This is a genomic window from Rhodospirillales bacterium (genome assembly GCA_016712595.1).
Lineage (GTDB): Bacteria > Pseudomonadota > Alphaproteobacteria > Rhodospirillales > Defluviicoccaceae > Defluviicoccus.
The window spans coordinates 201,004-222,373 of record JADJQT010000001.1; the positions used below are offsets into that span (position 1 = coordinate 201,004).

General features: G+C 63.5%; 23 protein-coding genes. 20 read left to right on the top strand and 3 right to left on the bottom strand.

Going from position 1 to position 21,370, the window contains the following annotated elements; genetic code table 11:
• The first annotated feature begins 70 nt into the window (after window positions 1-70).
• The 9 genes from IPK66_00865 to IPK66_00905 all read left to right on the top strand — a co-directional run bounded on the left by IPK66_00865 (window position 71) and on the right by IPK66_00905 (window position 6,819).
• A complete protein-coding gene (locus IPK66_00865) occupies window positions 71-871 on the top strand; it encodes an NRDE family protein (protein ID MBK8173887.1) in 801 nt (266 codons plus the stop codon).
• A gap of 93 nt (window positions 872-964) precedes the next feature.
• Complete coding sequence (locus IPK66_00870; protein MBK8173888.1) at window positions 965-1,729, top strand: phosphoribosylaminoimidazolesuccinocarboxamide synthase; 765 nt, start codon at window positions 965-967, stop codon at window positions 1,727-1,729.
• Window positions 1,730-1,778: 49 nt separating this feature from the next.
• Window positions 1,779-2,021: a phosphoribosylformylglycinamidine synthase subunit PurS gene (gene purS / locus IPK66_00875; GenBank protein ID MBK8173889.1), complete on the top strand. Its 243-nt coding sequence runs from the start codon at window positions 1,779-1,781 to the stop codon at window positions 2,019-2,021.
• Window positions 2,018-2,704: a phosphoribosylformylglycinamidine synthase subunit PurQ gene (gene purQ, locus IPK66_00880; GenBank protein MBK8173890.1), complete on the top strand. Its 687-nt coding sequence runs from the start codon at window positions 2,018-2,020 to the stop codon at window positions 2,702-2,704. Before purS ends, purQ begins: the two co-directional genes overlap by 4 nt.
• Before the next feature lie 144 nt (window positions 2,705-2,848).
• On the top strand, window positions 2,849-5,047 hold the full coding sequence (purL, locus tag IPK66_00885; GenBank protein ID MBK8173891.1) for a phosphoribosylformylglycinamidine synthase subunit PurL: 2,199 nt from the start codon (window positions 2,849-2,851) through the stop codon (window positions 5,045-5,047).
• Window positions 5,048-5,072: 25 nt separating this feature from the next.
• Window positions 5,073-5,315, top strand: coding sequence for a BolA family transcriptional regulator (locus tag IPK66_00890; protein MBK8173892.1), 243 nt, complete (start codon window positions 5,073-5,075; stop codon window positions 5,313-5,315).
• Between the two features lie 18 nt (window positions 5,316-5,333).
• On the top strand, window positions 5,334-5,678 hold the full coding sequence (grxD, locus tag IPK66_00895) for a Grx4 family monothiol glutaredoxin (GenBank protein MBK8173893.1): 345 nt from the start codon (window positions 5,334-5,336) through the stop codon (window positions 5,676-5,678).
• Between the two features lie 193 nt (window positions 5,679-5,871).
• Window positions 5,872-6,354 (top strand): hypothetical protein, encoded by a 483-nt coding sequence (locus IPK66_00900; protein MBK8173894.1) that lies wholly within the window; start codon window positions 5,872-5,874, stop codon window positions 6,352-6,354.
• 57 nt (window positions 6,355-6,411) lie between these two features.
• On the top strand, window positions 6,412-6,819 hold the full coding sequence (locus IPK66_00905) for an EF-hand domain-containing protein (protein ID MBK8173895.1): 408 nt from the start codon (window positions 6,412-6,414) through the stop codon (window positions 6,817-6,819).
• Between the two features lie 104 nt (window positions 6,820-6,923).
• Here the strand turns inward: IPK66_00905 and rpsD are convergent, their stop codons facing one another.
• Window positions 6,924-7,538, bottom strand: a complete 615-nt coding sequence (gene rpsD, locus IPK66_00910; protein MBK8173896.1) for a 30S ribosomal protein S4 — start codon at window positions 7,536-7,538, stop codon at window positions 6,924-6,926.
• A 310-nt stretch (window positions 7,539-7,848) separates the two neighbouring features.
• On the opposite strand from rpsD, the gene trxA reads away from it, so the two are divergent.
• From trxA to IPK66_00930, 4 genes are read left to right on the top strand one after another with little or no spacing between them, the layout of a single operon-like run.
• Window positions 7,849-8,763 carry a thioredoxin gene (gene trxA, locus IPK66_00915; protein MBK8173897.1) on the top strand — a complete coding sequence of 305 codons (915 nt, stop codon included), beginning with the start codon at window positions 7,849-7,851 and terminating at the stop codon, window positions 8,761-8,763.
• On the top strand, window positions 8,760-9,431 hold the full coding sequence (locus IPK66_00920; protein ID MBK8173898.1) for an LON peptidase substrate-binding domain-containing protein: 672 nt from the start codon (window positions 8,760-8,762) through the stop codon (window positions 9,429-9,431). Before trxA ends, IPK66_00920 begins: the two co-directional genes overlap by 4 nt.
• A 19-nt stretch (window positions 9,432-9,450) precedes the next feature.
• Window positions 9,451-9,726 carry a Trm112 family protein gene (locus IPK66_00925; GenBank protein ID MBK8173899.1) on the top strand — a complete coding sequence of 92 codons (276 nt, stop codon included), beginning with the start codon at window positions 9,451-9,453 and terminating at the stop codon, window positions 9,724-9,726.
• A complete protein-coding gene (locus tag IPK66_00930) occupies window positions 9,723-10,097 on the top strand; it encodes a DUF971 domain-containing protein (protein ID MBK8173900.1) in 375 nt (124 codons plus the stop codon). The genes IPK66_00925 and IPK66_00930 overlap by 4 nt, the downstream gene beginning before the upstream one ends.
• A gap of 107 nt (window positions 10,098-10,204) precedes the next feature.
• Here IPK66_00930 and IPK66_00935 read toward each other — a convergent pair whose 3' ends face one another.
• The gene (locus IPK66_00935) at window positions 10,205-11,434 is read right to left on the bottom strand and encodes a UbiH/UbiF/VisC/COQ6 family ubiquinone biosynthesis hydroxylase (GenBank protein ID MBK8173901.1); all 1,230 of its coding nucleotides are present in this window, start codon (window positions 11,432-11,434) and stop codon (window positions 10,205-10,207) included.
• 328 nt (window positions 11,435-11,762) lie between these two features.
• On the opposite strand from IPK66_00935, the gene IPK66_00940 reads away from it, so the two are divergent.
• The 5 genes from IPK66_00940 (at window position 11,763) to IPK66_00960 (ending at window position 18,608) form a co-directional block, all read left to right on the top strand.
• Window positions 11,763-12,101, top strand: coding sequence for a P-II family nitrogen regulator (locus IPK66_00940; protein ID MBK8173902.1), 339 nt, complete (start codon window positions 11,763-11,765; stop codon window positions 12,099-12,101).
• A 438-nt stretch (window positions 12,102-12,539) separates the two neighbouring features.
• Window positions 12,540-13,898 (top strand): ammonium transporter, encoded by a 1,359-nt coding sequence (locus IPK66_00945; GenBank protein MBK8173903.1) that lies wholly within the window; start codon window positions 12,540-12,542, stop codon window positions 13,896-13,898.
• A 273-nt stretch (window positions 13,899-14,171) separates the two neighbouring features.
• A complete protein-coding gene (locus tag IPK66_00950) occupies window positions 14,172-15,368 on the top strand; it encodes an aminotransferase class I/II-fold pyridoxal phosphate-dependent enzyme (GenBank protein MBK8173904.1) in 1,197 nt (398 codons plus the stop codon).
• 35 nt (window positions 15,369-15,403) lie between these two features.
• Window positions 15,404-17,734: a DNA translocase FtsK 4TM domain-containing protein gene (locus IPK66_00955; protein ID MBK8173905.1), complete on the top strand. Its 2,331-nt coding sequence runs from the start codon at window positions 15,404-15,406 to the stop codon at window positions 17,732-17,734.
• 142 nt (window positions 17,735-17,876) lie between these two features.
• Window positions 17,877-18,608 carry an outer membrane lipoprotein carrier protein LolA gene (locus IPK66_00960; protein MBK8173906.1) on the top strand — a complete coding sequence of 244 codons (732 nt, stop codon included), beginning with the start codon at window positions 17,877-17,879 and terminating at the stop codon, window positions 18,606-18,608.
• 242 nt (window positions 18,609-18,850) lie between these two features.
• On the opposite strand, the gene IPK66_00965 is transcribed toward IPK66_00960, so the two are convergent.
• Window positions 18,851-19,540 (bottom strand): response regulator transcription factor, encoded by a 690-nt coding sequence (locus tag IPK66_00965; protein ID MBK8173907.1) that lies wholly within the window; start codon window positions 19,538-19,540, stop codon window positions 18,851-18,853.
• Between the two features lie 171 nt (window positions 19,541-19,711).
• Here IPK66_00965 and ribA point away from each other — a divergent pair, with 171 nt between their 5' ends.
• Window positions 19,712-20,860, top strand: a complete 1,149-nt coding sequence (gene ribA, locus IPK66_00970; GenBank protein MBK8173908.1) for a GTP cyclohydrolase II RibA — start codon at window positions 19,712-19,714, stop codon at window positions 20,858-20,860.
• On the top strand, window positions 20,861-21,358 hold the full coding sequence (locus IPK66_00975; protein ID MBK8173909.1) for a L,D-transpeptidase family protein: 498 nt from the start codon (window positions 20,861-20,863) through the stop codon (window positions 21,356-21,358).
• Window positions 21,359-21,370: the final 12 nt, after the last annotated feature.

Below are 21,370 nucleotides of genomic sequence, written 5' to 3' on the forward strand. Positions count from 1 at the left end.
TACCGATGGCAAGTGTATGTTCTGTGACTGGCGCGGGCAACGGAAACCCCGCCGCGCCGAGCGCCTTCTGATGTGCACCGTCGTGGTGCTTCGCCGACCGCATCACCCATGGCCGCTGATCCTTGCCGCCAATCGCGACGAATTGGCCGACCGGCCGTGGACGTCGCCCGGACGACACTGGCCCGAACAGAGCGGTGTGGTCGGCGGACTGGATGTCCTGGGTGGGGGAACGTGGGTCGCCATGAACGACGATGGTGTCATCGCCGCAGTTCTCAACCGTATCAATACGTTAGGTCCGCTCGCCGGGCGCCGCAGCCGCGGTGAGTTGCCGCTACGCGTCCTCCGCCACGCGTGCGCCAGAGCGGCGGCGGATGCGCTCGGCGATCTTGATCCTTACGGCTATCGTCCGTTCAATCTCGTGATCTGCGATGCCGAAGAGGCCTTTTTTGTGCGCGCGACCGACGGCAGCGAGGCTGGAACCCGGGCCGGGTTGAGGATCGAGGCGATCCCGGTTGGTCTGTCAATGGTCACCGCCTACGATCGCAACGACTTGCGCTCGCCAAGAATCCGCCGATATTTACCATGTCTCCAGAAAGCACCGGCACCGCAACCGGACCGCCGGAACTGGCGCGCGTGGACAGCGCTTCTCGCATGCCGCGATACGGATGCCGACGCCGGGCCGGGCGGGGCGATGACCGTCATAACCGACACTGGCTTTGGTACGGTCTGCTCATCGCTGATGGCGCTGCCGCGAAGATCAGAAAGCGACGGCGCACGCGACGGCCAGCGCACAGAGGGTCGTCATGCGGTCTGGCTGTTTGCCGCCGGCCCGCCGGCGCACGACGCCTTCGTTCCGGTGCCACTTACCTGAAAGGAGTGGTAGATTGTGTTGCTCACGGACAGTTGGTATATCACACTCGCCTGCTGCTTCGGCAGTGGTACAAAAATTCGAGGATAAGCGGCTATGGCCCGACGCAGACAGATCTTCGAAGGCAAGGCAAAAATTCTTTACGAGGGGCCAGAACCCGGAACGTTGGTGCAGTATTTCAAGGATGATTCCCTTGCGGCAAACGTCCCGAACAAGGGCGTTATTACTGGCAAGGGCGTTCTTAATAACCGAATTTCCGAGTATTTAATGACACGGCTCGGCGAAATCGGCGTGCCTACCCATTTCGTGCGCCGGTTGAACATGCGCGAGCAACTCGTCCGGGAAGTCGAAATGATCCCCCTCGAGGTCGTCGTCCGCAATTTCGCCGCCGGTTCGTTCGCCGAACTCTTTCGCATGAGCGAGGGCGCAGCCCTGCCGCGATCGATCGTCGAATACTACTATAAGTCCGACGAACTCAGCCGGCCGATGGTCTCCGAGGAACACGTCACCGCCTTCGGCTGGGCGACGCCGCAGGATCTCGACGAGATGATGTCGCTGTCGCTGCGCATCAATGACTTCCTCAGCGGCCTCTTTCTCGGCATCGGCATGCGGATGATGGACCTGACCGTCGAATTCGGCCGGCTGTGGGACGACGATCAGATGCGCATCGTCCTTGCTGATGAGATTTGTCCGGACTCGTGCCGCCTGTGGGACATTCGCACCAATCAGCGGCTTGATCGCGAAAGCGACCGCGGCGATTTCAGCCAGTTGGCCGACGCCTATCAGGAGGTCGCACGCCGTCTCGGCATCGCTCCCGAGAGCGGGCCATCGGACATGAAGGGGCCGGAGATCATGCAATGAGTGGCGCCGTTAGCAGGCTTGCAGGACCCAGGCGGAGCGAACGCCCATGCTGAAGGCGAAGGTTCATGTCACCTATAAGGACGGTGTGCTCGATCCCCAGGGCAAGGCCGTGCAGCACTCTCTGGCGGCGATGGGCTTCGTCGGCGTGGAACAGGTCCGCCAGGGCAAGTACATCGAGATTGACCTCGCCGACGCCGACGCCGAGGCAGCAAAGGCGACGCTGGATGCCATGTGCCGGCAACTGCTGGCAAACACGGTAATCGAGAACTATACGATCGACGTTGGCGAATGAACGCCGCTGTCATCGTTTTCCCCGGCTCGAACTGCGATCGGGACGTCGCCCTTGCCCTCGAACAGGTGACCGGCCGCATACCGGCGATGGTCTGGCATCGGGAGACGACATTGCCGTCGTTCGACCTGATCGTCGTGCCCGGGGGCTTTTCCTACGGCGATTACCTGCGCTGCGGCGCCATCGCCGCGCACTCGCCAGTCATGCGCGCGGTCAAACAGCGGGCGGAGGAGGGCATTGCCGTCCTCGGCATCTGCAACGGCTTTCAGGTGCTGACGGAGGCGGGTCTGCTGCCAGGGGTGCTGCTGCGCAACGCCGGCCTGCGCTTTATCTGCCGGGACACGCTCCTGCGCGTCGAGAGCGAGAACACGCCGTTTACCCGCGGCTATCGGCGCGGCCAGGTCGTTCGCATGCCGATCGCCCACAATGAGGGCAACTACTTCGCTGACGAGGAAACGATCGCCCGCCTCGAAGGCGAAGGCCGGATCGCCTTTCGTTACTGCGACGAGCGGGGGCTGGTGCCGGAGAGCGCGAACCCCAACGGGTCGCTCGGCAACATCGCCGGCATCGTCAATCGGCGCGGCAACGTTCTCGGCATGATGCCGCATCCCGAGCGGCTGGCCGATCCGCTGCTCGGCGGGACCGACGGGCGGGCGTTGTTCGAAGGACTGCTCGCCGCCGTCTAAGCGCCGCCGTCTAAGCGCCGCCGTCTAAGCGCCGCCGTCTAAGCGCCGCCGTCTAAGCGCCGCCGACCTTCGGCGCGGCGTGCTTGCCAAGCGACCGGCTTCTGTTAAACAGAGCGGCGCGTTCCACAATAAAATCATCGAGCGATGACCGAGATCAGCCCCACGATCGTTGCCCAGCATGGCTTGAGTCCGGACGAGTACGCCCGCATTCTCGCGGTACTCGGCCGTGAGCCGACGATGACCGAACTCGGCGTCTTTTCGGTCATGTGGAGCGAACACTGCTCCTATAAATCGTCGAAACGCTGGCTGCGCCTTTTGCCGACCGAGGCTCCGTGGGTGGTCTGCGGACCGGGCGAGAACGCCGGGGTCGTCGACATCGGCGATGGCGACGCCGTCATCTTCAAGATGGAGAGCCACAACCACCCATCTTACATCGAGCCCTACCAGGGCGCTGCGACCGGCGTGGGCGGTATCCTGCGCGACGTCTTCACCATGGGCGCGCGGCCGATCGCCAACCTCAATTCCCTGCGCTTCGGCGATCCGGCGCACGCGAAGACGCAACATCTGGTATCGGGTGTCGTTGCTGGCATCGGCGGCTACGGCAACTGCGTCGGCGTGCCGACCGTCGCCGGCGAGTGCGCCTTCCACCGGGGTTACGACGGCAACATCCTGGTCAACGCCATGACCGTCGGTCTCGCCCGCCGTGACCGCATCTTCTATTCAGCCGCCGCCGGCCCCGGCAATCCGCTGGTCTACGTTGGCTCGAAGACCGGACGGGACGGGATTCACGGAGCGACGATGGCGTCCGCCGAATTCAGTGCCGAGACAGAGGCGAAGCGCCCGACGGTTCAGATCGGCGATCCGTTCACCGAGAAGCTGCTGATCGAGGCCTGCCTCGAGCTCATGGCGACCGACGCGATCATCGCCATCCAGGACATGGGCGCGGCCGGCCTGACGTCGTCCTCGTTCGAGATGGCCTCGAAAGGAAACGTCGGCGTCGAGCTCAACCTCGATCTGGTCCCGGCGCGCGAAAGCGGGATGACGGCTTACGAACTCCTGCTCTCGGAAAGCCAGGAACGGATGCTGATGGTGCTGCGCCCGGGCGCCGAGGACAAGGCGCGCGTGGTCTTCGAGAAGTGGGAACTCGATTTCGCCGTCGTCGGTAAGATCACCGATACCTGCCACATGGTCGTGCGCTATCGCGGCGAGACGGTGGTGGACGTGCCGATCGCGCCGTTGGTGGACGCCGCGCCGGAGTATGACCGACCGCATCGACCGACGCCCACGCTTCCGGTCATCGATGCGCGCGCGCTGCCCGTTTCCTCCGATCCGCTCTCGGCGTTGAAGCGGTTGCTGTCTTGTCCCGATCTCGCCAGCAAGCGATGGATCTGGGAACAGTACGATCATATGGTCATGGCCTCGACCGTGCAGCGCCCGGGCGGCGACGCGGCGGTGATCCGCATTCTCGGCACATCGAAGGCGGTGGCGGCGACCTCCGACTGCACGCCCCGCTATTGTCTCGCCGATCCCCGCGAGGGCGGCCGGCAGGCGGTGACCGAGGCCTGGCGGAACTTGACCGCGGTCGGCGCGCGACCGCTGGCCATCACCGACTGCCTGAACTTCGGCAATCCGGAAAAGCCGCAGATCATGGGTCAGTTCGCCGGCTGCATCGAGGGCATGGCCGAGGCTTGCCGCGCTCTCGATTTCCCCGTCGTTTCCGGCAACGTCTCCCTTTACAACGAGACGAATGGTATCGCCATTCCACCGACACCGACCGTGGGCGGCGTCGGTCTGCTCACCGACATCGCCTGCTTTGCCACGATCGCGCTGAAGGAGGGCGAGGATACGCTGCTGCTCCTGGGTGGCGGGATGGCGAGCCCGGGATGGCTGGGCCAATCCCTTTTCCTGCGTGAGATCGAAGGACGCGAGGATGGCGCGCCGCCCCCGGTCGACCTTGCCGCCGAGCGGCGGGCGGGCGATTTCGTCCGGTCGCTGATCGAAACGCACGGCGTGAGGACGTGTCACGATGTCTCGGATGGCGGCGTGCTCGTCTGCGTTGCCGAGATGGCCCTGGCGGGAGGACGCGGCATTACCATCGAGCCGCCGTCCGATACCGTCTTGCCTGCATGGCTGTTTGGCGAGGATCAGGGACGCTACGTGATCGCCGTGCCCGCCGCGGCCACCCGCACGATCATCGATGCGGCGCACGGTGCCGACGTCGAGGCGTGCGTCATCGGCCACATCGGTGGCTCGCAGTTGATCGTTCGCGGCAGCGGCGCCATATCGCTCAGTGAATTGCAGGTGCTGAACGAGAGCTGGTTGCCCACATACATGGCGCGCTAACCAAAACCGAAGGAGAAAGTTGACGATGGCGATGGACGCCGCCGAAATCGAACGGCTGATCAAGGAATCGCTGCCTGACGCCGTGGTTACGATCGACGATCTGCGCGGCGATGGCGATCATTACGCGGCGCTCGTCGTCTCTGAGGCTTTCATCGGCAAGTCTCGCGTGCAGCAGCACCAGATTGTCTACCAGGCATTGCAGGGCCGTATGGGAACGGCGCTGCACGCGCTTTCTTTAACCACCGGTACACCTCCGGTCGTTGGCTAATCGCAGGAGATCACAAGCATGGCAGACACGAACGAAAATCCGGTCTTCGCCCGGATCCGTCAGGAAATCAGCGAGAACCCGGTGGTGTTGTTCATGAAGGGCTCACCGATGTTTCCGCAGTGCGGGTTTTCCGCCGCGGTCGTTCAGGCGTTGACCAACATGGGCGTCAAGTTCAAGGGAATCGACGTTCTGACCGATCCCAGCCTGCGCGAGGGCATCAAGCAGTTCGCCAACTGGCCGACCATCCCGCAACTGTACGTCGGCGGCGAGTTTGTCGGTGGCTGCGACATCGTCCGCGAAATGTACGAATCCGGTGAACTGCAGCAGGTCCTGGAGCAAAAGGGCGTGAGCTACGCCAGCTAAAGCCCGGCGAACGGGAGCGACGGGCGGCGGCAAGGGCCCAGGCCAGACCCAAGGGCAACGCCCGTTCGCGGCGCTGCTCGGACGCGGATCGGGGTTGAGCGGCACGCCGACATCGCCTACGCTTTCGTGTCTCAAAGCGGCAGCGATATGATGTCGTGCGTGGACGAGGGCGGGAGCGACGATGAGAATAAGCATGGGAAAAGGGGCCGCGTTGTCGTTCGTCCTCGTAGCGGCGATGGCCACGGCATCATGCCAGCAAGGGAGCGGCGGCTCTGACTTTGGGCCCAAGACCGGCATAGGCGCGGCCTTGGGCGCCGCTGGCGGCGGTCTGCTCGGCGCTGCGGCAGGCGGTGGCGCCACCGGCATCGCCGCGGGAGTACTCCTGGGTGGGCTTGTTGGCGGGGTTGCCGGAAACTACCTCGACGATCAGGACAAGCGCACCGCCGCGGCAACGACGCAGCAGGCCCTGGAAACCAAGCCGTCCGGAACCACCACGACGTGGCAAAATCCCGACAGCGGTCATTCCGGCGCGATCACGCCGATCAAGACCTATCAATCGAGCTCCGGCGAATACTGCCGTGAATACCAGCAGACCGTAACCATCGGTGGTCAGCCGCAAAAGAGTTATGGGACGGCCTGCCGCCAGCCGGACGGCTCGTGGAAAATCACCAGCTGACGAAAATCCAACTGTTGCTTCCGGGATGTTCGTTCCGGGACCGAAGAGGCTGCTGAAATGGTCCGTTGCCGTCTTGCGCTCATCTCGTCTTTCGCCGCTGCCGGTCTCGCGCTGCTCGCGCCGGATTCCGGTGCATCCGCCCAGCAACCCCCTTCGTCGTTCGAAATGACCGACCACAACGCCGACGGTTCGATCGATCGCAACGAGTACGCGTTGCGTATGGTCGACGTCTTCTTCCTTGATGACCGCAACAAGGACGGCGTACTCGAAATCGAGGAATTGCAGGCGATCGAGGTGGTCGACCCGAAGGCTTTCGCCGCAGCGGACAGCAACGGCGACGGCGTGCTCTCCTTGGAAGAGTTCGTCACCTATCGCGCCCGCGATTTCGACCAAGCAGACGCCGATCACAACGGATCGCTGAGCTCCGACGAGGTTAGCGCCTACGGACCGCCCCCGGCGAAATAGCCGCCTTGCCTCCGCGGACAACCCGCCCGGCGCGCGGGGCAGGCTAACCCGCGCAGGCGAGGCGACGCACCGGCAGCCCTCGGCAGCCGGTGCAGGCCTGCGCCTTAGCGCGAGTAGAATTCGATAACGAGGTTGGGCTCCATCTGCACCGGATAGGGGACGTCGCCCAGCTTCGGCGTGCGCAAAAACGCCCCTTGCCGCTTGCCGGTATCGACGCCGAGGTAGTCCGGAACGTCGCGCTCGGGGCTCTGCATCGCCTCGAGAACGATCGCGAGGTCGCGTGATTTTTCCTTCACCTCGACGACATCGCCTTCCTTGACCAAGTAGGACGGAATGGTCACCCGGCGGCCGTTGACCTTGATATGCCCGTGGTTGATGAACTGGCGGGCGGCGAAGGGCGTCATCGCGAACTTCAGCCGGTATACCACCGAGTCGAGCCGCCGCTCGAGCAGGCCGATAAGATTTTCCGACGTATCGCCACGGCGGCGGATCGCCTCCTCGTAGTAGCGGTGGAACTGCTTTTCGCTGATATTGCCGTAATAGCCCTTGAGCTTCTGCTTCGCCATGAGCTGCAAGCCGTAGTCGGTCGGCTTCTTGCGGCGCTGACCGTGCTGGCCTGGGCCATATTCCTTCGCGGTGATCGGGCTTTTCGCCCGTCCCCACAGGTTGACGCCGAGACGGCGATTAATCTTGTATTTCGCTTCGATCCGTTTGGTCATGGTGCCGGTATCCACCGTTCATGTTGTTGTCCCGGTAGTCTCGCCGCCATCAAATCATCGGCGGCGAGCGTGGCGCGCGCCAAAACGCACGCCCGCGTTCCCGGAAGTGTAGGCGGCGGACTATAGCTCTGTTCGCTTCGCTGTCAACGCGGGATCATCCCCGGTTGTAGCGAACGCCAACATTCTTCGCCGCGCAGGTTGATGCGGAATCGTTCGCGCGCAGCGAAGGGGCTTGAGCGCCGCTGCGGTTGCTGCCATGTATTGGCGAGCGGTGAAATCGGCCGCACCTCACGCTGCATTGAACGCCGAAATGATCATCGATCCTTCCAAGCCCGCGGCCTCCGCCGCCGCACCGGCGGATGCCATCAAGGATGGCGACACCCGGAGCTTTACCGACGACGTAATCAAGGCGTCGATGACGGTGCCCGTGGTCGTGGATTTCTGGGCGCCGTGGTGTGGTCCCTGCAAGACGCTCACGCCGCTAATCGAAAAGCTGGTCAAGCAGGCCGGCGGCAAGGTTCGTCTGGTCAAGATCGACATCGACCGCAATCAGGATCTGGCGGCGCAGCTGCGCATTCAATCGGTGCCGACGGTCTACGCGTTCGTCGGCGGTCGGCCGGTGGACGCGTTCGTCGGCGCGCAGCCGGAAAGCAAGGTTCGGGCCTTCATCCAGCAGTTGACCCAGTCCGTGGATTCTCCCGCCGACGACGCGCTGCAAGCGGCGCAAGACGCACTTGCGGCGGGCGACAATGCCGCGGCGGTCGACTGGTTCGCCCAGGCGCTAAAGGGCGATCCGCGCCATCCGAAGGCACTCGCCGGGATGGTCCGTGCCCGTCTCGGCCTTGGCGATACCAAGGCAGCCCGTGCGGTCGTCAAAGGGCTTCCAAGCGACCTTCTCAAGGACCCCGAAATCGTCTCGGCGATCGCCGCGATCGAGCTTGTGGAAACCTCCCGACAGTCGGCTGGCGATGTCGCCGATTTGCGCCGGCGCGTCGAGGCTGCTCCCGATGACCGGCAACTGCGGTTCGATCTGGGGACCGCGCTGTTCGCCCGCGGACTTACCGAAGCGGCCATCGACGAGTTTTTGGAACTTGTGCGCGTTGATCGCACATGGAACGACGAAGCCGCCCGCAAGCAACTTCTGCGGATCTTCGACGCCATTGGCCTTGCCCATCCCTTCACCGTCTCGGCGCGCCGCCGCCTCTCGTCTGTTCTCTTCTCATGACCGATGTGACGTCAGACGATCTGTTGCGCCTGTTACCACAGACGCTTCCGATTTTTCCGCTCGAAGGCGTGCTGCTGCTCCCGCACGGGCAATTGCCCTTGCACGTCTTCGAGCCGCGCTATCGCAACATGATCGAAGTCGCGCTCGGAAACGAGCGGCTCGTCGGCATGATCCAGCCGCGCGGATCACAACCGCATCCGGTTCCCGATCATGCGGAGATCTTCGATGTCGGCTGCGCCGGGCGCATCATCTCGTTTACCGAAACCGACGATGGCCGCTTCCTGGTGACGCTGAAGGGGATATGCCGGTTCCACGTCACCCGGGAACTGCCGTTGCACCGAGGCTTTCGCCGGGTCGTTCCCGATTTTTCCGCTTTCCAGCGCGATCTGGAGCCCGCCGCCGACAACGGCGGAGATCGTGAGCGCTTGCTGGCCGCCGCCCATGCATTCCTCGAGCGTAAAAGTATCTCGTGCGATTGGAAAGCTGCAGAGTCCGCCTCGACGCATGCGCTCGTCACCTCTTTGGCGATGAGCTGCCCGTTCGAGCCGGGAGAAAAGCAGGCGCTGCTCGAATCCGACGACATCGAAGCCCGCTGCCAGCTTTTAATTTCCCTGTTCGAGATGTCGATGCTGGCGGACGATACGGCGCCCGTCCCGACCCGGCATTGATCCGCCCGCCTAACGGAGTTTGCCTGTGCCCACCGCCCATCGCCGTATTGACCCGAGGCTGCTCGAGATTCTCGTCTGCCCGATGACCAAGCACCCGCTGCGCTACGACGCGGATCGGCAGGAACTGGTGAGCGTGGCGGCCGGTCTTGCCTACCCGATCCGCGACGGCATTCCGATCATGCTGGTCGACGAAGCCCGCGCCATCGGTGACGGCGATGACGACGCGAGCATGCAGCCCCCACCGCATGCGGAGGTCGAAGACGATCTTTCGCAGCAATCAGGTGAGTCGCGATGAGCGAGACGTATGGCAGCCGGCACCAGCCGGTAGAGATTCGACTGAAGCGGGATGAACGTGTTCTCGAGCTGGACTTCGACGACGGTCGCTCGTTTCGGCTGCCGGCCGAGCTGCTTCGCGTCGAAAGCCCGTCCGCCGAGGTCCAGGGGCATCGCCCGTCGCAAAAAACGATCGTGGCCGGTCGGCGGAACGTCGGCATCACCGCGGTCGAGCCGGTGGGCACGTATGCCATCCGCATCCGCTTCGACGACGCGCATGACTCCGGCATCTACACCTGGGACTGGCTCTACCATCTGGGCGAGAACGAGCAGAGTCTCTGGCAGGCCTACATCGATAATCTTTCGGCACGAGGCCTCAGTCGGGAGCGTTAAGCCACCCGCATCCCGTGCTGGCCACCGGATCATCTGCCCCGGAGCACCGTAGACTCCCCAAAGGCAAACCGAAGCGGGGAAGACCGGCGTGTGGTAATCCCCGCGCCTCAGGCGCGCATGCGCGTCGGCAACTCACCGACAAGACCCATGGCATGGCGCATGAACAGGCGCTTGAGCGGCGGAGCCCGGTTGACCACGGCAAGCCCCAGATCCCGGGCCAAGCGAATTGGCGCGATGTCGTTCGAGAACAAGCGGTTGAGGCCATCGGTGGCCGCCAGCATCAATGTGTTGTCGAAGCGGCGCCACCGCTCGTAGCGTGCGAGGACAACTTGCGTCCCGAGGTCATGGCCTGCAGCGGACGCCTCGCCCAGAACATCGGCGAGCGCGGCGACGTCGCGAAAGCCCATGTTCAACCCCTGCCCCGCGATCGGATGCATCGCGTGAAGCGCATCGCCGACCAGGGCGAGGCGTTGCCCCGTCGCTCGCGCGGCATATTGGAGCGATAAGGGGTAGCTGAATCGCGGCCCCACCGGACGCACCTCGCCGAGGAAATCCCCGAACCGCCGACGCAGCTCCGCCGTGAACCCGGCATCGTCGCGGCGCAGGATCGCCGCCGACAGCGCCGCGCGCTCGGTCCAGACGATCGAGGAACGCGTCTCGGGACGAAGCGGGAGAATGGCGAACGGCCCCGCGGGCAGAAAGTGTTCGTGGGCGATGAACGCGTGCGAGCGTTCGTGTTCGACGGTGGTGACGATCGCCGTCTGAGGGTAGGCCCAGCGGGTGATGCGAATTCCGGCTTCGTCGCGCACGCGTGATCCGCGCCCGTCGGCGGCGACGGCGAGCGATGCGCGAACGCGTCTGCCATCGATCAATCGCACGTCGATCCGCGCCTCATTGCGATCGAGCGCAGCGATCCGCATCGGCGCCAGCAGGCGGATCAAGGGGTGCGCGCTGGCGCGCTCCAGCAGAGCCCGGCGCAGCAACCGGTTTTCCAGCATATAGCCGAATGGCTCGTCGCCGACGTCGCGATGATCGTAGTGGAGGAACAACCGGGACTCGCCGTCGGAGACGCGGATGTCAAGCATCGGCGCCGCCGTATCCACAAGCAGCTCCCACACGCCAAGCTTGGCCAGCAGGCGTTGCGAGGTCAAGGCAATCGCCGATGCTCGACCGTCGAAGGACGGATCGAGCGCCGTTGCCGGGTCCTCTGCCTCGACGACGGCCGTCGACAGGCCAGTATCAGCCAGCGCGCAGGCCAGCGCCAAGCCAACGAACCCACCGCCGGCGATCAGCACGTCGACCGCCAGCCGATTCTGCACCTGCGGAATTCCCGTCATTTTGTCCCTCACATTGTCGAAGGCGGGATGATTTCATGCCGCTGCCGCCGCTTATTGCAGCATCGGCACATTTTTTAATCTTTGCACATAATTTATGCACGTCGGGCGAGTCGCTCCCTCCCCGCGCCCGGCCGCAGGATTAATCCTAATTGTTTGGTGCGCAAGCGCTTTTTCGGAAATCTACACGGTGGCACGATTCATGATACCGATCTTCCTGCTTTCGGAACCTTCACCGAAGAGAGCGCATCGCGCGCGATCAGCGGTGGAAACCGGCAGGTCGGCCGTGGAGGTAGAATACGGCGGCGCTCAGAACCAAGGGATGACAAGCATGAAAATGATCATTGCGATTATCAAACCGTTCAAACTCGACGATGTCCGACAAGCATTGACGTCTCTTGGCGTCCAAGGAATGACCGTTACCGAAGTCAAAGGTTTCGGTCGGCAAAAAGGCCAGACGGAAATCTATAGAGGCGCAGAATACACGGTTCAATTCCTGCCAAAAGTCAAGGTTGAGGTCGTCGTTCCCGACGATCTGGCTGAGCGCGTCTCTGAGGCGATTCAGGCCTCGGCTCGCACGGAAAAGATTGGGGATGGAAAGATCTTCATTTGGGACGTTGAGCGCGCGATCCGCATCCGCACCGGCGATACTGACAGCGACGCCCTCTAGGAGAAACCAACGTCTCCGCGTCCACAACGGCCATGCCACGCTCCCCCCACCGACCGCTGCACTGCCCGCGCGGACGCCGTCGCGTCCAACGGGCATTGATGCGGTCACGCGGTTCCGGCGGTGATCTTGACCTGCCATGCTCAAGAGTCAGGCAGCACAATCGCATTTGGTGTTTTGTTGAGCAGACTCAACGCGACGCACAAATTCGCCTGATCGTCAGCTCTGATGTCGTTTCCCTCAGCAATTCAATTGCTTGGGGGATACAGCCAGGACTGGCACGAAGTTTGAGAAACGCACGGCGGTTTCACAGACCACGGATGCCGGTGGTGTCGACATCAGAAGAGGGACTGATGGGCGGCGACGTCGGGTGGCAGCCACGGAATTGGTCCCGTGCGGGCCGGAGAAACCATAACAACCGCGTTTAGGAGAGCCGAACAAATGCGTTTCCTGTTGAAACTTCTCGCTCCCGGCGGACTGGCCGTGCTCGTTCTCTTGGCCGTTACCGCAGGCGTATTCGCGCAAGACTCGACAACTGTCGTAGAGGAAGCGGTGACCGCCGTCGAACAGGCGACATCGCCGATCGATACCGGCGACACCGCCTGGATGATGACATCAACGGCGCTGGTCCTGATGATGACGGTCCCCGGTGTCGCCCTGTTTTATTGCGGCATGGTCCGCAAGAAGAACGTCCTCGACGTCGCGGTGCAGAGCTTTACCATTTGCTGCCTCGTGACCGTCCTGTGGATGATTGTCGGCTACAGCCTAACATTTACCGACGGAGGCGGGCTGCAAACCTACATCGGCGGCCTTGATCGATTGTTGTTAAAAGGAATGGGGCTCGATTCGGTGAACGCGCTGGCGGGCACGATCCCCGAGACCGTGTTCATGATGTTCCAGATGACCTTCGCCATCATCACCCCAGCCCTGATTACCGGTGCCTTCGCCGATCGCATGAAGTTTTCGGCGATGCTGTGGTTCATGGCCCTGTGGCTTTTGCTCGTCTACGTCCCGATCGCCCACTGGGTCTGGGGTGGCGGTTTCCTCGGCGGCGCCGGCGTCCTCGACTTCGCCGGCGGAACAGTGGTGCACATCAACGCCGGTATCGCCGGCCTCGTCGCCTGTCTCGTGCTCGGCAAGCGCAAAGGCTATGGCACCGAGAACATGGCGCCGCATAACCTCATCCTCAGTCTGATCGGTGCGTCCCTGCTGTGGGTCGGCTGGTTCGGTTTCAACGCCGGCTCGGCGGTGACGTCCGGCGATCGTGCGGGGATGGCGATGGCCGTCACTCAGATCGCCACCGGCACGGCCGCGTTGACCTGGATGTTCATCGAGTGGATCACGCATGGAAAGCCCAGTGTCCTCGGCATCATCTCCGGCGCCGTCGGTGGTCTGGTTGCGATCACACCGGCATCCGGTTTCGTTGACCCCATGGGCGCTCTGTTCATCGGCATCGGCGCTGGCGTCGCCTGTTACTGGGGCGCCGTCTGGCTTAAGCCGAAGATGGGCTACGACGACTCGCTCGACGTCTTCGGCGTCCACGGCATCGGCGGAATCATCGGCGCGATCCTCACCGGCGTCTTCGCCGTCGAGGGCATCGGCGGCACCCCAGGCCTGATTGAGGGTAATCCGGGTCAGGTCTGGACGCAGATCGAAGGCGTCCTGGTTACGGTCATCTATTGCGGCGTCGTCTCCTTCATCATCCTCAAGGTTCTTGATGTGATCATCGGCCTTCGGGTGACCCAGGAGGCCGAGGTCAGCGGACTTGACCTCAGCCTGCACGGCGAGACCGTCCAGTAGCCGATCGCTCGGGTCGGGGCGACTCGCTGAGTTCCCTCTCCCCTCGTTGACGATTTCAACGCTTGATTAGGCCGGAAGGTGTTCCTTCCGGCCTTTTTTTGCGCGCGGTGAAGGGCTCATTCACGCCAACGGGCAGACGCGACGTTTGTTTCGCGGCCCGGCCCAGGTGTACTTATCGGCAATAGGAGGCGCCCGGTCGGACTGCCCGGTCCGGCGATAACCAGTACGCGCAAATGCCCGGGTCGCGATCATCGAGGACATCCGCACCGCATCATGCCGAACCCCTTGCTTGGTCTGCTCACCGATTATCCGTTCGATCGCCTCCGCGACTTGCTGGACGGTATCCAACCACCCGCCGGTCTCCGGCCATACCTTCTCTCCGTGGGCGAACCGAGACACGCGCCGCCCGCTTTCGTCGCCGAGACGCTCGCGACGCAGGCGGACGGATGGGGCCGCTACCCGCCCCTCGATGGCACCGCCGACTTCCGATCCGCGGTCGCGCAGTGGTTGCGGCGCCGATACGCCCTGCCGGATGGCTTGATCGATCCGGATCGCCACGTGCTTCCGCTCGCCGGAACGCGCGAAGGCCTCTTCCAGGTCGCCCAGGTCATCGTCCGCCCATCGACGACGGGCGCGGCAGACCGGCCGCTGGTGCTGATGCCCAACCCCTTCTATCAAGTATACGTCGGAGCCGCGATCTTCGCTCACGCCGAGCCGGTCTTCCTTTCAGCCACCGAGGCCTCTGGTAATCAACCCGATCTCACTGCCATTGACCCCGCGACACTCCGCCGCACCGCGCTCGTCTACCTGTGCTCTCCCGCCAATCCGCAAGGATCCGTCCTCGATCGCACGGCCCTGATCGCCGCCGTCGAGCTCGCGAGGCGGTACGAGTTCGTTCTCGTCCTCGATGAATGCTATGCTGACATCTACGGTGAGATAACACCCGCGGGCGGGCTCGAGGCCTGTGCCGCCCTCGGGCAAGGGTGCCGGAACGTCCTGGTGTTTCACTCCCTGTCGAAACGATCGAGCGCGCCCGGCCTGCGCTCGGGATTCGTCGCCGGTGATCCGGAACTGATCACCGCGTTTCGCCGCCTGAGGGCCTTCGGCGGCGCGTCGGTCCCGCTGCCGGTGCTGGCGGCGTCTGCTGCGCTATGGCGTGACGACGAGCACGCGCGCGTCAATCGCGCCCTTTACCGTGAAAAATTCGCTCTCGCCGAGCGTCTTCTCAACGATCGATTCGGCCGCGTCAGTCCGATCGGTGGTTTTTTCCTCTGGCTGGCAGTGGACGACGGCGAACGCGCCGCTCGCAGGCTTTGGGGCGAAGGCGCCGTGCGGGTCCTACCAGGCTCATATCTGGCAAGGCCTTCGCCCGACGGGACCAACCCGGGCGCAAGTCGCATCCGGCTCGCCCTCGTCGATGATCTGGAAAGTACCGAAGATGCTTTAAGAAGACTTCTCAGCATCCTATAAATCAGCATCTTTTCGCGATCGAGCCGAGCGCCGTTATGATCCGTACGGGAACACTTGCAATTCTGCCGGCCGGAGCCAGCCTCTATCTGCGCAAGCGCGCGGTTGAGACGGCTGGGCTTGTCCTGTTCGGCATGGGCTTCGCGCTATTCTTTTCTCTCGTCAGCTACGATCCGAGCGATCCGTCGTTCAATAACGCGACGGGTGCCGACGCCGTCAACCTGATCGGCCAGCCCGGCGCCCTCGTCGCCGACGTCCTCCTCCATGGATTCGGTTGCGCCGCGCTCGTTCCGGTCCTGGGATTCTTCGGCTGGGGCTGGCGGCTCGTCGGCAAGCGGCCCATGCGTCGTCTCGGCCTGCAGGCGCTGTCCCTCTTGGCCGCGATCGTGCTGCTCAGCATTGCCTGCGCGGGTGTACCGGCACCGGCGGCATGGCCGATCGCCGCCGGCATCGGGGGCGTCATCGGCGCGGTCCTGTTCGAGACCCTGGCCAGCGCGCCGCCGCTGATCGTCGGTCCGTCTGCGCTTGCTCTGCTGGCATTTGCGATCGGAATGCCCGCCCTCGGTTTCGGCATGGGCGTTTCCATCGCCGACTGGCGCCTGTTCGCGCGCACCGTTCGCGCCGGCGTGGCAAACGGGCGCTTGTTGTTCGCGCGGATTGCCGATCGTGGCAGCGAGACCCGTTCGCCCGCCCGGGAACGGCGAGAGCCGCTCATCGCGATGCCGGAAGGGGCCGCCGCCCGGCGTGACGTCAAGCAGGCGCCAAGCCTCAAGCGCGATGTCGTCGAAGCAAAATCGGGCCCGGTGAAAAGTGGCCGCAAGGCCGAGGAAGAGGCCCAGGGCGCGCTCGATTTCGGCGGGGTCTCTGGCGATTATCGCCTACCGCCGCTTGATCTCCTGCAACTGAGCGCCCCATCGATCGGCGGGGACGCCATCGGACGCGGCGCGCTCGAGCAGAACGCGCGCATGCTCAAGACCGTCCTCGACGACTTCGGCGTTCGCGGTGAGATCGTCAAGGTCCGCCCCGGACCGGTCATCACCCTTTACGAGCTCGAACCCGCGCCAGGAACGAAGAGCGCCCGGGTGATCGGCCTCGCCGACGACATCGCCCGGTCGATGAGCGCTGTATCAGCGCGCGTCGCCGTCGTTTCGGGCCGCAATGTCATCGGCATTGAGTTGCCGAACCAGCGGCGAGAAACCGTCGGACTGCGCGAACTGCTCGCGTCCGCTGCAATGGAAAAGGCCGGCGGCGCTTTGACGCTGGCACTTGGCAAGGACATCAGCGGGGCGCCATTCCTCGTCGATCTTACCCGCATGCCGCACCTGCTGATTGCCGGCACCACCGGCTCGGGAAAATCGGTCGGCATCAACGCCATGATCCTTTCCCTGCTTTACCGGCTTTCCCCCGACGCCTGCAAATTCATCCTGATCGATCCGAAAATGCTCGAGCTTTCCGTTTACGACGGAATCCCGCACCTTCTTTCTCCCGTCGTCACCGAGCCAGGCAAGGCCGTGGTCGCGCTGAAGTGGACCGTGCGCGAGATGGAGGAGCGCTACCGGGCAATGTCGCAGCTTGGTGTGCGCAATATCACCGGCTTCAATACCCGGATCGCCGAAGCGAAAAAGAAGGGCGAGGCCTTGCTGCGCCGGGTCCAGACCGGCTTCGACGACGACGGCAAACCGAAGTTCGAGGACCAGGAGCTCGACCTGTCGCCTTTGCCGCTGATCGTCGTCGTCGTCGACGAGATGGCGGACCTCATGCTCGTCGCCGGCAAGGACATCGAAGCTGCGGTGCAACGCCTGTCGCAAATGGCTCGCGCCGCCGGCATTCACTTGATCATGGCGACCCAGCGCCCCTCGGTCGACGTCATCACCGGCACCATCAAGGCGAATTTTCCGACGCGGATCAGTTTTCAGGTCACCTCGAAGATCGACAGCCGCACGATCCTCGGCGAGCAGGGCGCCGAACAGCTGCTGGGCCAGGGCGATCTGCTGTTCATGGCTCCCGGTGGCCGTGTCACCCGCGTTCATGGACCCTTCGTTTCCGACGCCGAGGTCGAGGCGGTGGTCAACTGCCTGAAGGCGCAGGGCGAGCCGCAGTACATCGAGGCGGTAACCGAAGCCGAGGAGGAGGAAAGCGCAGCGGGGCTGGGCAGCGAAGAGGACAACGCCAGCGATGCCCTCTACGACGAGGCCGTTTCCATCGTCCTTCGCGAGGGGAAAGCCTCGACCAGCTTCGTTCAACGTCGCCTGCAAATCGGCTATAACCGCGCCGCGCGGCTCGTCGAACGCATGGAAGCCGAGGGGCTGGTCTCGAAAGCGGACCGGGTGGGCCGGCGCGAAGTAATGGCGGGAGAACGAGCGAGCTGATCGCGTCGTCCCTGTTGTCGGCGTTCTTCCATCCCATATCTCGTCCGGGCGGAGCGGCTGCGTCGGTCTTGCTGCCGAGGACTGCGCCATATCGCTGCCGCGCATCGGATGTGGTGCCGCCCTTCTTTCGCAGGAGATCAGAGTGACGCTCCGCTCAACGCACTTTTCCCTCCCCGCCGTTTCGCTCTGGCATCGGGTTCGCCGCGTCCTCCTTCGGCTGCCGTTTCTGGCGGTGCCGATCCTGTTCGCCGCCGGAAGCCTTTCGGGCCTTCCCGACGGCCCCTCGCCGGCGGTGGCGGCGCTGTCGCCGACCCTCGAGCTCGATCCAGACGATCAGGTGGCCCTGTCAAAAATCGAAGATAAGCTCAATGCTATCCGCACGGTCGATTCGGCATTCGTGCAGGAATCATCCAATGGAGAAACGGCACAGGGTCGGGTTTATCTCTCCCGCCCAGGGAAGATGCGCATCGAATATCAGCCTCCCGTTCCAGTTCTCGTTGTCGCGAACGGAAATTTTTTAATTTATTACGATAAGAAACTTGAGCAGGTGAGCTACATCCCGCTCGATTCGACACCAGCCGGTATCCTTCTCGACAAACACATCTCATTATCATCCGACGCGCTCGTCGTGACCCACCTCGATCATAGCGGCGATGCACTGGGTGTTACCGTCGTGCGAAAGGATCATCCGGGGGAGGGTTCAATCACCCTTATCTTCGACGAATCATCGCTGGCACTACGCCGCTGGGCGGTTACGGACGCGCAAGGCGTGACAACGGTCGTCTCGCTGGTCAATCCGTCGTTCAATGAGAAGCTCAGTTCTGATCTTTTCCATTTCGTAGACCCCCGCAACTCGTCGCGCCAATCCCCATAGCGGCATGGCCATGGTGGGCAAAGCCGAAAAAGTTCCATGCATATTTTGCATACCAGGGATGCAGTCGTGGCGTTTGTAATGATTGCATTCGAGGCCATCTCTCCAAGCGGAGATTGCGCTTCCTCGTGAGGCGCTTCCCCGGATGGTTCCCCTGCCATCCGCGAGCTTCCTTCGAGAAGCTTAAAGCGCTCGGTTATCCCCCCTGGCCGGGCGCTTTTTTTGCCTGAATGACAGTATGGCTGTCACAAGGCCAGCCGATACCCGCCGGACTCGGTGACCAGAATTGACGCGTGTGACGGGTCGGTCTCGATTTTTTGGCGCAGGCGATAGACGTGCGTCTCGAGCGTGTGCGTCGTCACCCCGGCATTGTATCCCCAGACTTCGTCGAGCAGAACGTCGCGACTGATCACCCGCCCGCCGGAGCGATAGAGAAACTTCAAGATCGCCGTTTCCTTGTCGGTCAGGCGGATTTTCTTGCGCGTCTGATTGTTCACCAGAAGCTTGGCGCTCGGCTTGAACGTATAGGGGCCGATGCCGAACACGGCATCGTCGCTGCGCTCGTGCTGGCGGATGTGCGCCCGCAATCGCGCGAGAAAAACGCCGAGACGGAAGGGCTTGGTAATGTAGTCGTTGGCCCCGGCGTCGAGGCCCAAAATGGTATCGCGTTCGGTATCGGCGCCGGTGAGCATGATGATCGGGCACTTCACCCCGATTTGGCGCAATTGCCGACAAACGTCCCGTCCGTCCATGTCGGCAAGACCGACATCAAGGATGATCACGTCAAAATTCTCTGATGTGCAGATCTCGATGGCGCGCGCGCCCGTATCCGCGGTGAGCGAGGAAAATTCCTCATGCAACCGCAACTGTTCAGAGAGCATCTCCAGCAACGTTACATCATCATCGACCAGCAGCACCCGCTTCGCGCCTGTCACTGAACCCTCTATCGTACCCGTCGGCGATTTGTTGGGAGCATAGCTGCCGGAACGGATTATACAACGGCGGTGGCTGTCTCATCCGTTGCACCAGCATTGCCGAAATGGCTTTTTCGCTGGAGCGCGCGCGGCTAGTCTGGTTTTTTGCAGTGGCAATAAGGTCGACAGGTCATGGGCCGTTTCCTGCACGTCGTACCGGTGCCCGTTTCGCGCGAGCCGGTCAGCCTTCGCTCTGTCGACCGGGCCATGGCTGACCTGCGGCGTGGCCGTCCGGTCGCCGTCGCCGGCGGTGGCGGTACCGCATCTCTCGTTCTCGCGGCAGAGGCCGCCACACCGGAAAGTCTGCGCTCGCTTGCCGATATGGCATCGACCGCGCCCGTGGTGGTGATCACCTCGCGTCGAGCGGCCGTTCTCGGTCTGGGGCGCATCGGCCTGAAGGCCGTGGCCGCCGCCGTCGCCGACGGATTGACCGCGGACCTGGTCCAGGCGCTGGCCGATCCGTTGGCGCAAAAACCCGATCTTCCGCTCGAAGCAATCCAGGTGAGCGAAGCCGAACAGTATTCATGCGAGAGCGCGGCAGTGTTGCTGGTAAAGACGGCACGGCTGTTGCCGGCAGTCGTCAGCGCCGCGATCAACGCCCCGGATGCGGACGATTTGCCGAATTGGGCGAATCGCCATGGGTTGCTGTGGGTCGATGCGGGGGACGTCTTTCAGTACGATTTCACCGCCGCCCGCAGTCTAAAGCCGGTCAGTGAAGCGCGCGTTCCGCTGCTCGGCGCCGAGGACGCACGCATCGTCGCCTTCCGGCCGTATGACGGTGGCCTGGAACACCTTGCCGTGCTGCTGGGCGACCCGGCGCCGCCGGCAGCGGTGTTGACCCGCATTCATTCGGAATGCTTTACCGGAGATCTGCTCGGCAGCCTGCGCTGCGATTGCGGCGACCAACTGCGCGGAGCCATTCGCGAAATCGCCTCTGCGGGGGGCGGCCTGCTACTGTATCTGGCGCAGGAGGGCCGCGGCATCGGTCTGGTCAACAAGTTGCGCGCCTATGAGTTACAGGATCGGGGCTTCGATACCCTTGATGCCAACGAGCAGCTCGGATTCGATGCCGATGAGCGGGTCTACGTTCCGGCGGCGCAAATGCTGCGGCATCTGGGGTTCTCGCGCGTACGGCTGCTGACCAACAACCCGGGGAAGGTCGATGGCCTCGCACGCTGCGGGATCGTCGTCGAAGAACGAGTTCCGCACGCGTTTCCCTCGAACCGGCACAATGAGGTCTACATGCGAACGAAGGCCGGCCGCGGCGGCCACTTGCTGTAGATGGACATCACCGTCTCCGCCAGCGGCGGCCTCGCTTGGCCCGATTGCAGCGCGCGGTGCGCCATCGGCCGCTCCGGGCTGCGCGCGGCCAAGCAGGAGGGCGACGGCGCCACGCCCATCGGCCGATTTGCCCTGCGACGCGTTCTCTTTCGCTCGGACCGGCTCGCCGCGCCCGAAACAGCGCTTCCTTGTGCTGTGATCGATCCCGATCTCGGATGGTGCGATGATCCGAGCGACGCGGCCTATAACAAGGCGGTGCGCCTGCCCTACCCGGCCCGCCACGAGCGCATGTGGCGCGAGGACGCGCTCTACGACCTGCTGGCGATCATCGGCTATAATGACGAGCCGGTCGTTCCGGCGCGGGGAAGCGCGATCTTCCTGCACGTCGCCCGTCCAGACTTCGGACCTACGGAGGGCTGCATTGCGCTTGCTCTCGATCCGCTCCGCGCGCTGTTGCGCGTGTGCGCCCCGGGCGATCATGTATGCATTGGCGCCTAAGGCGGGCTGGTG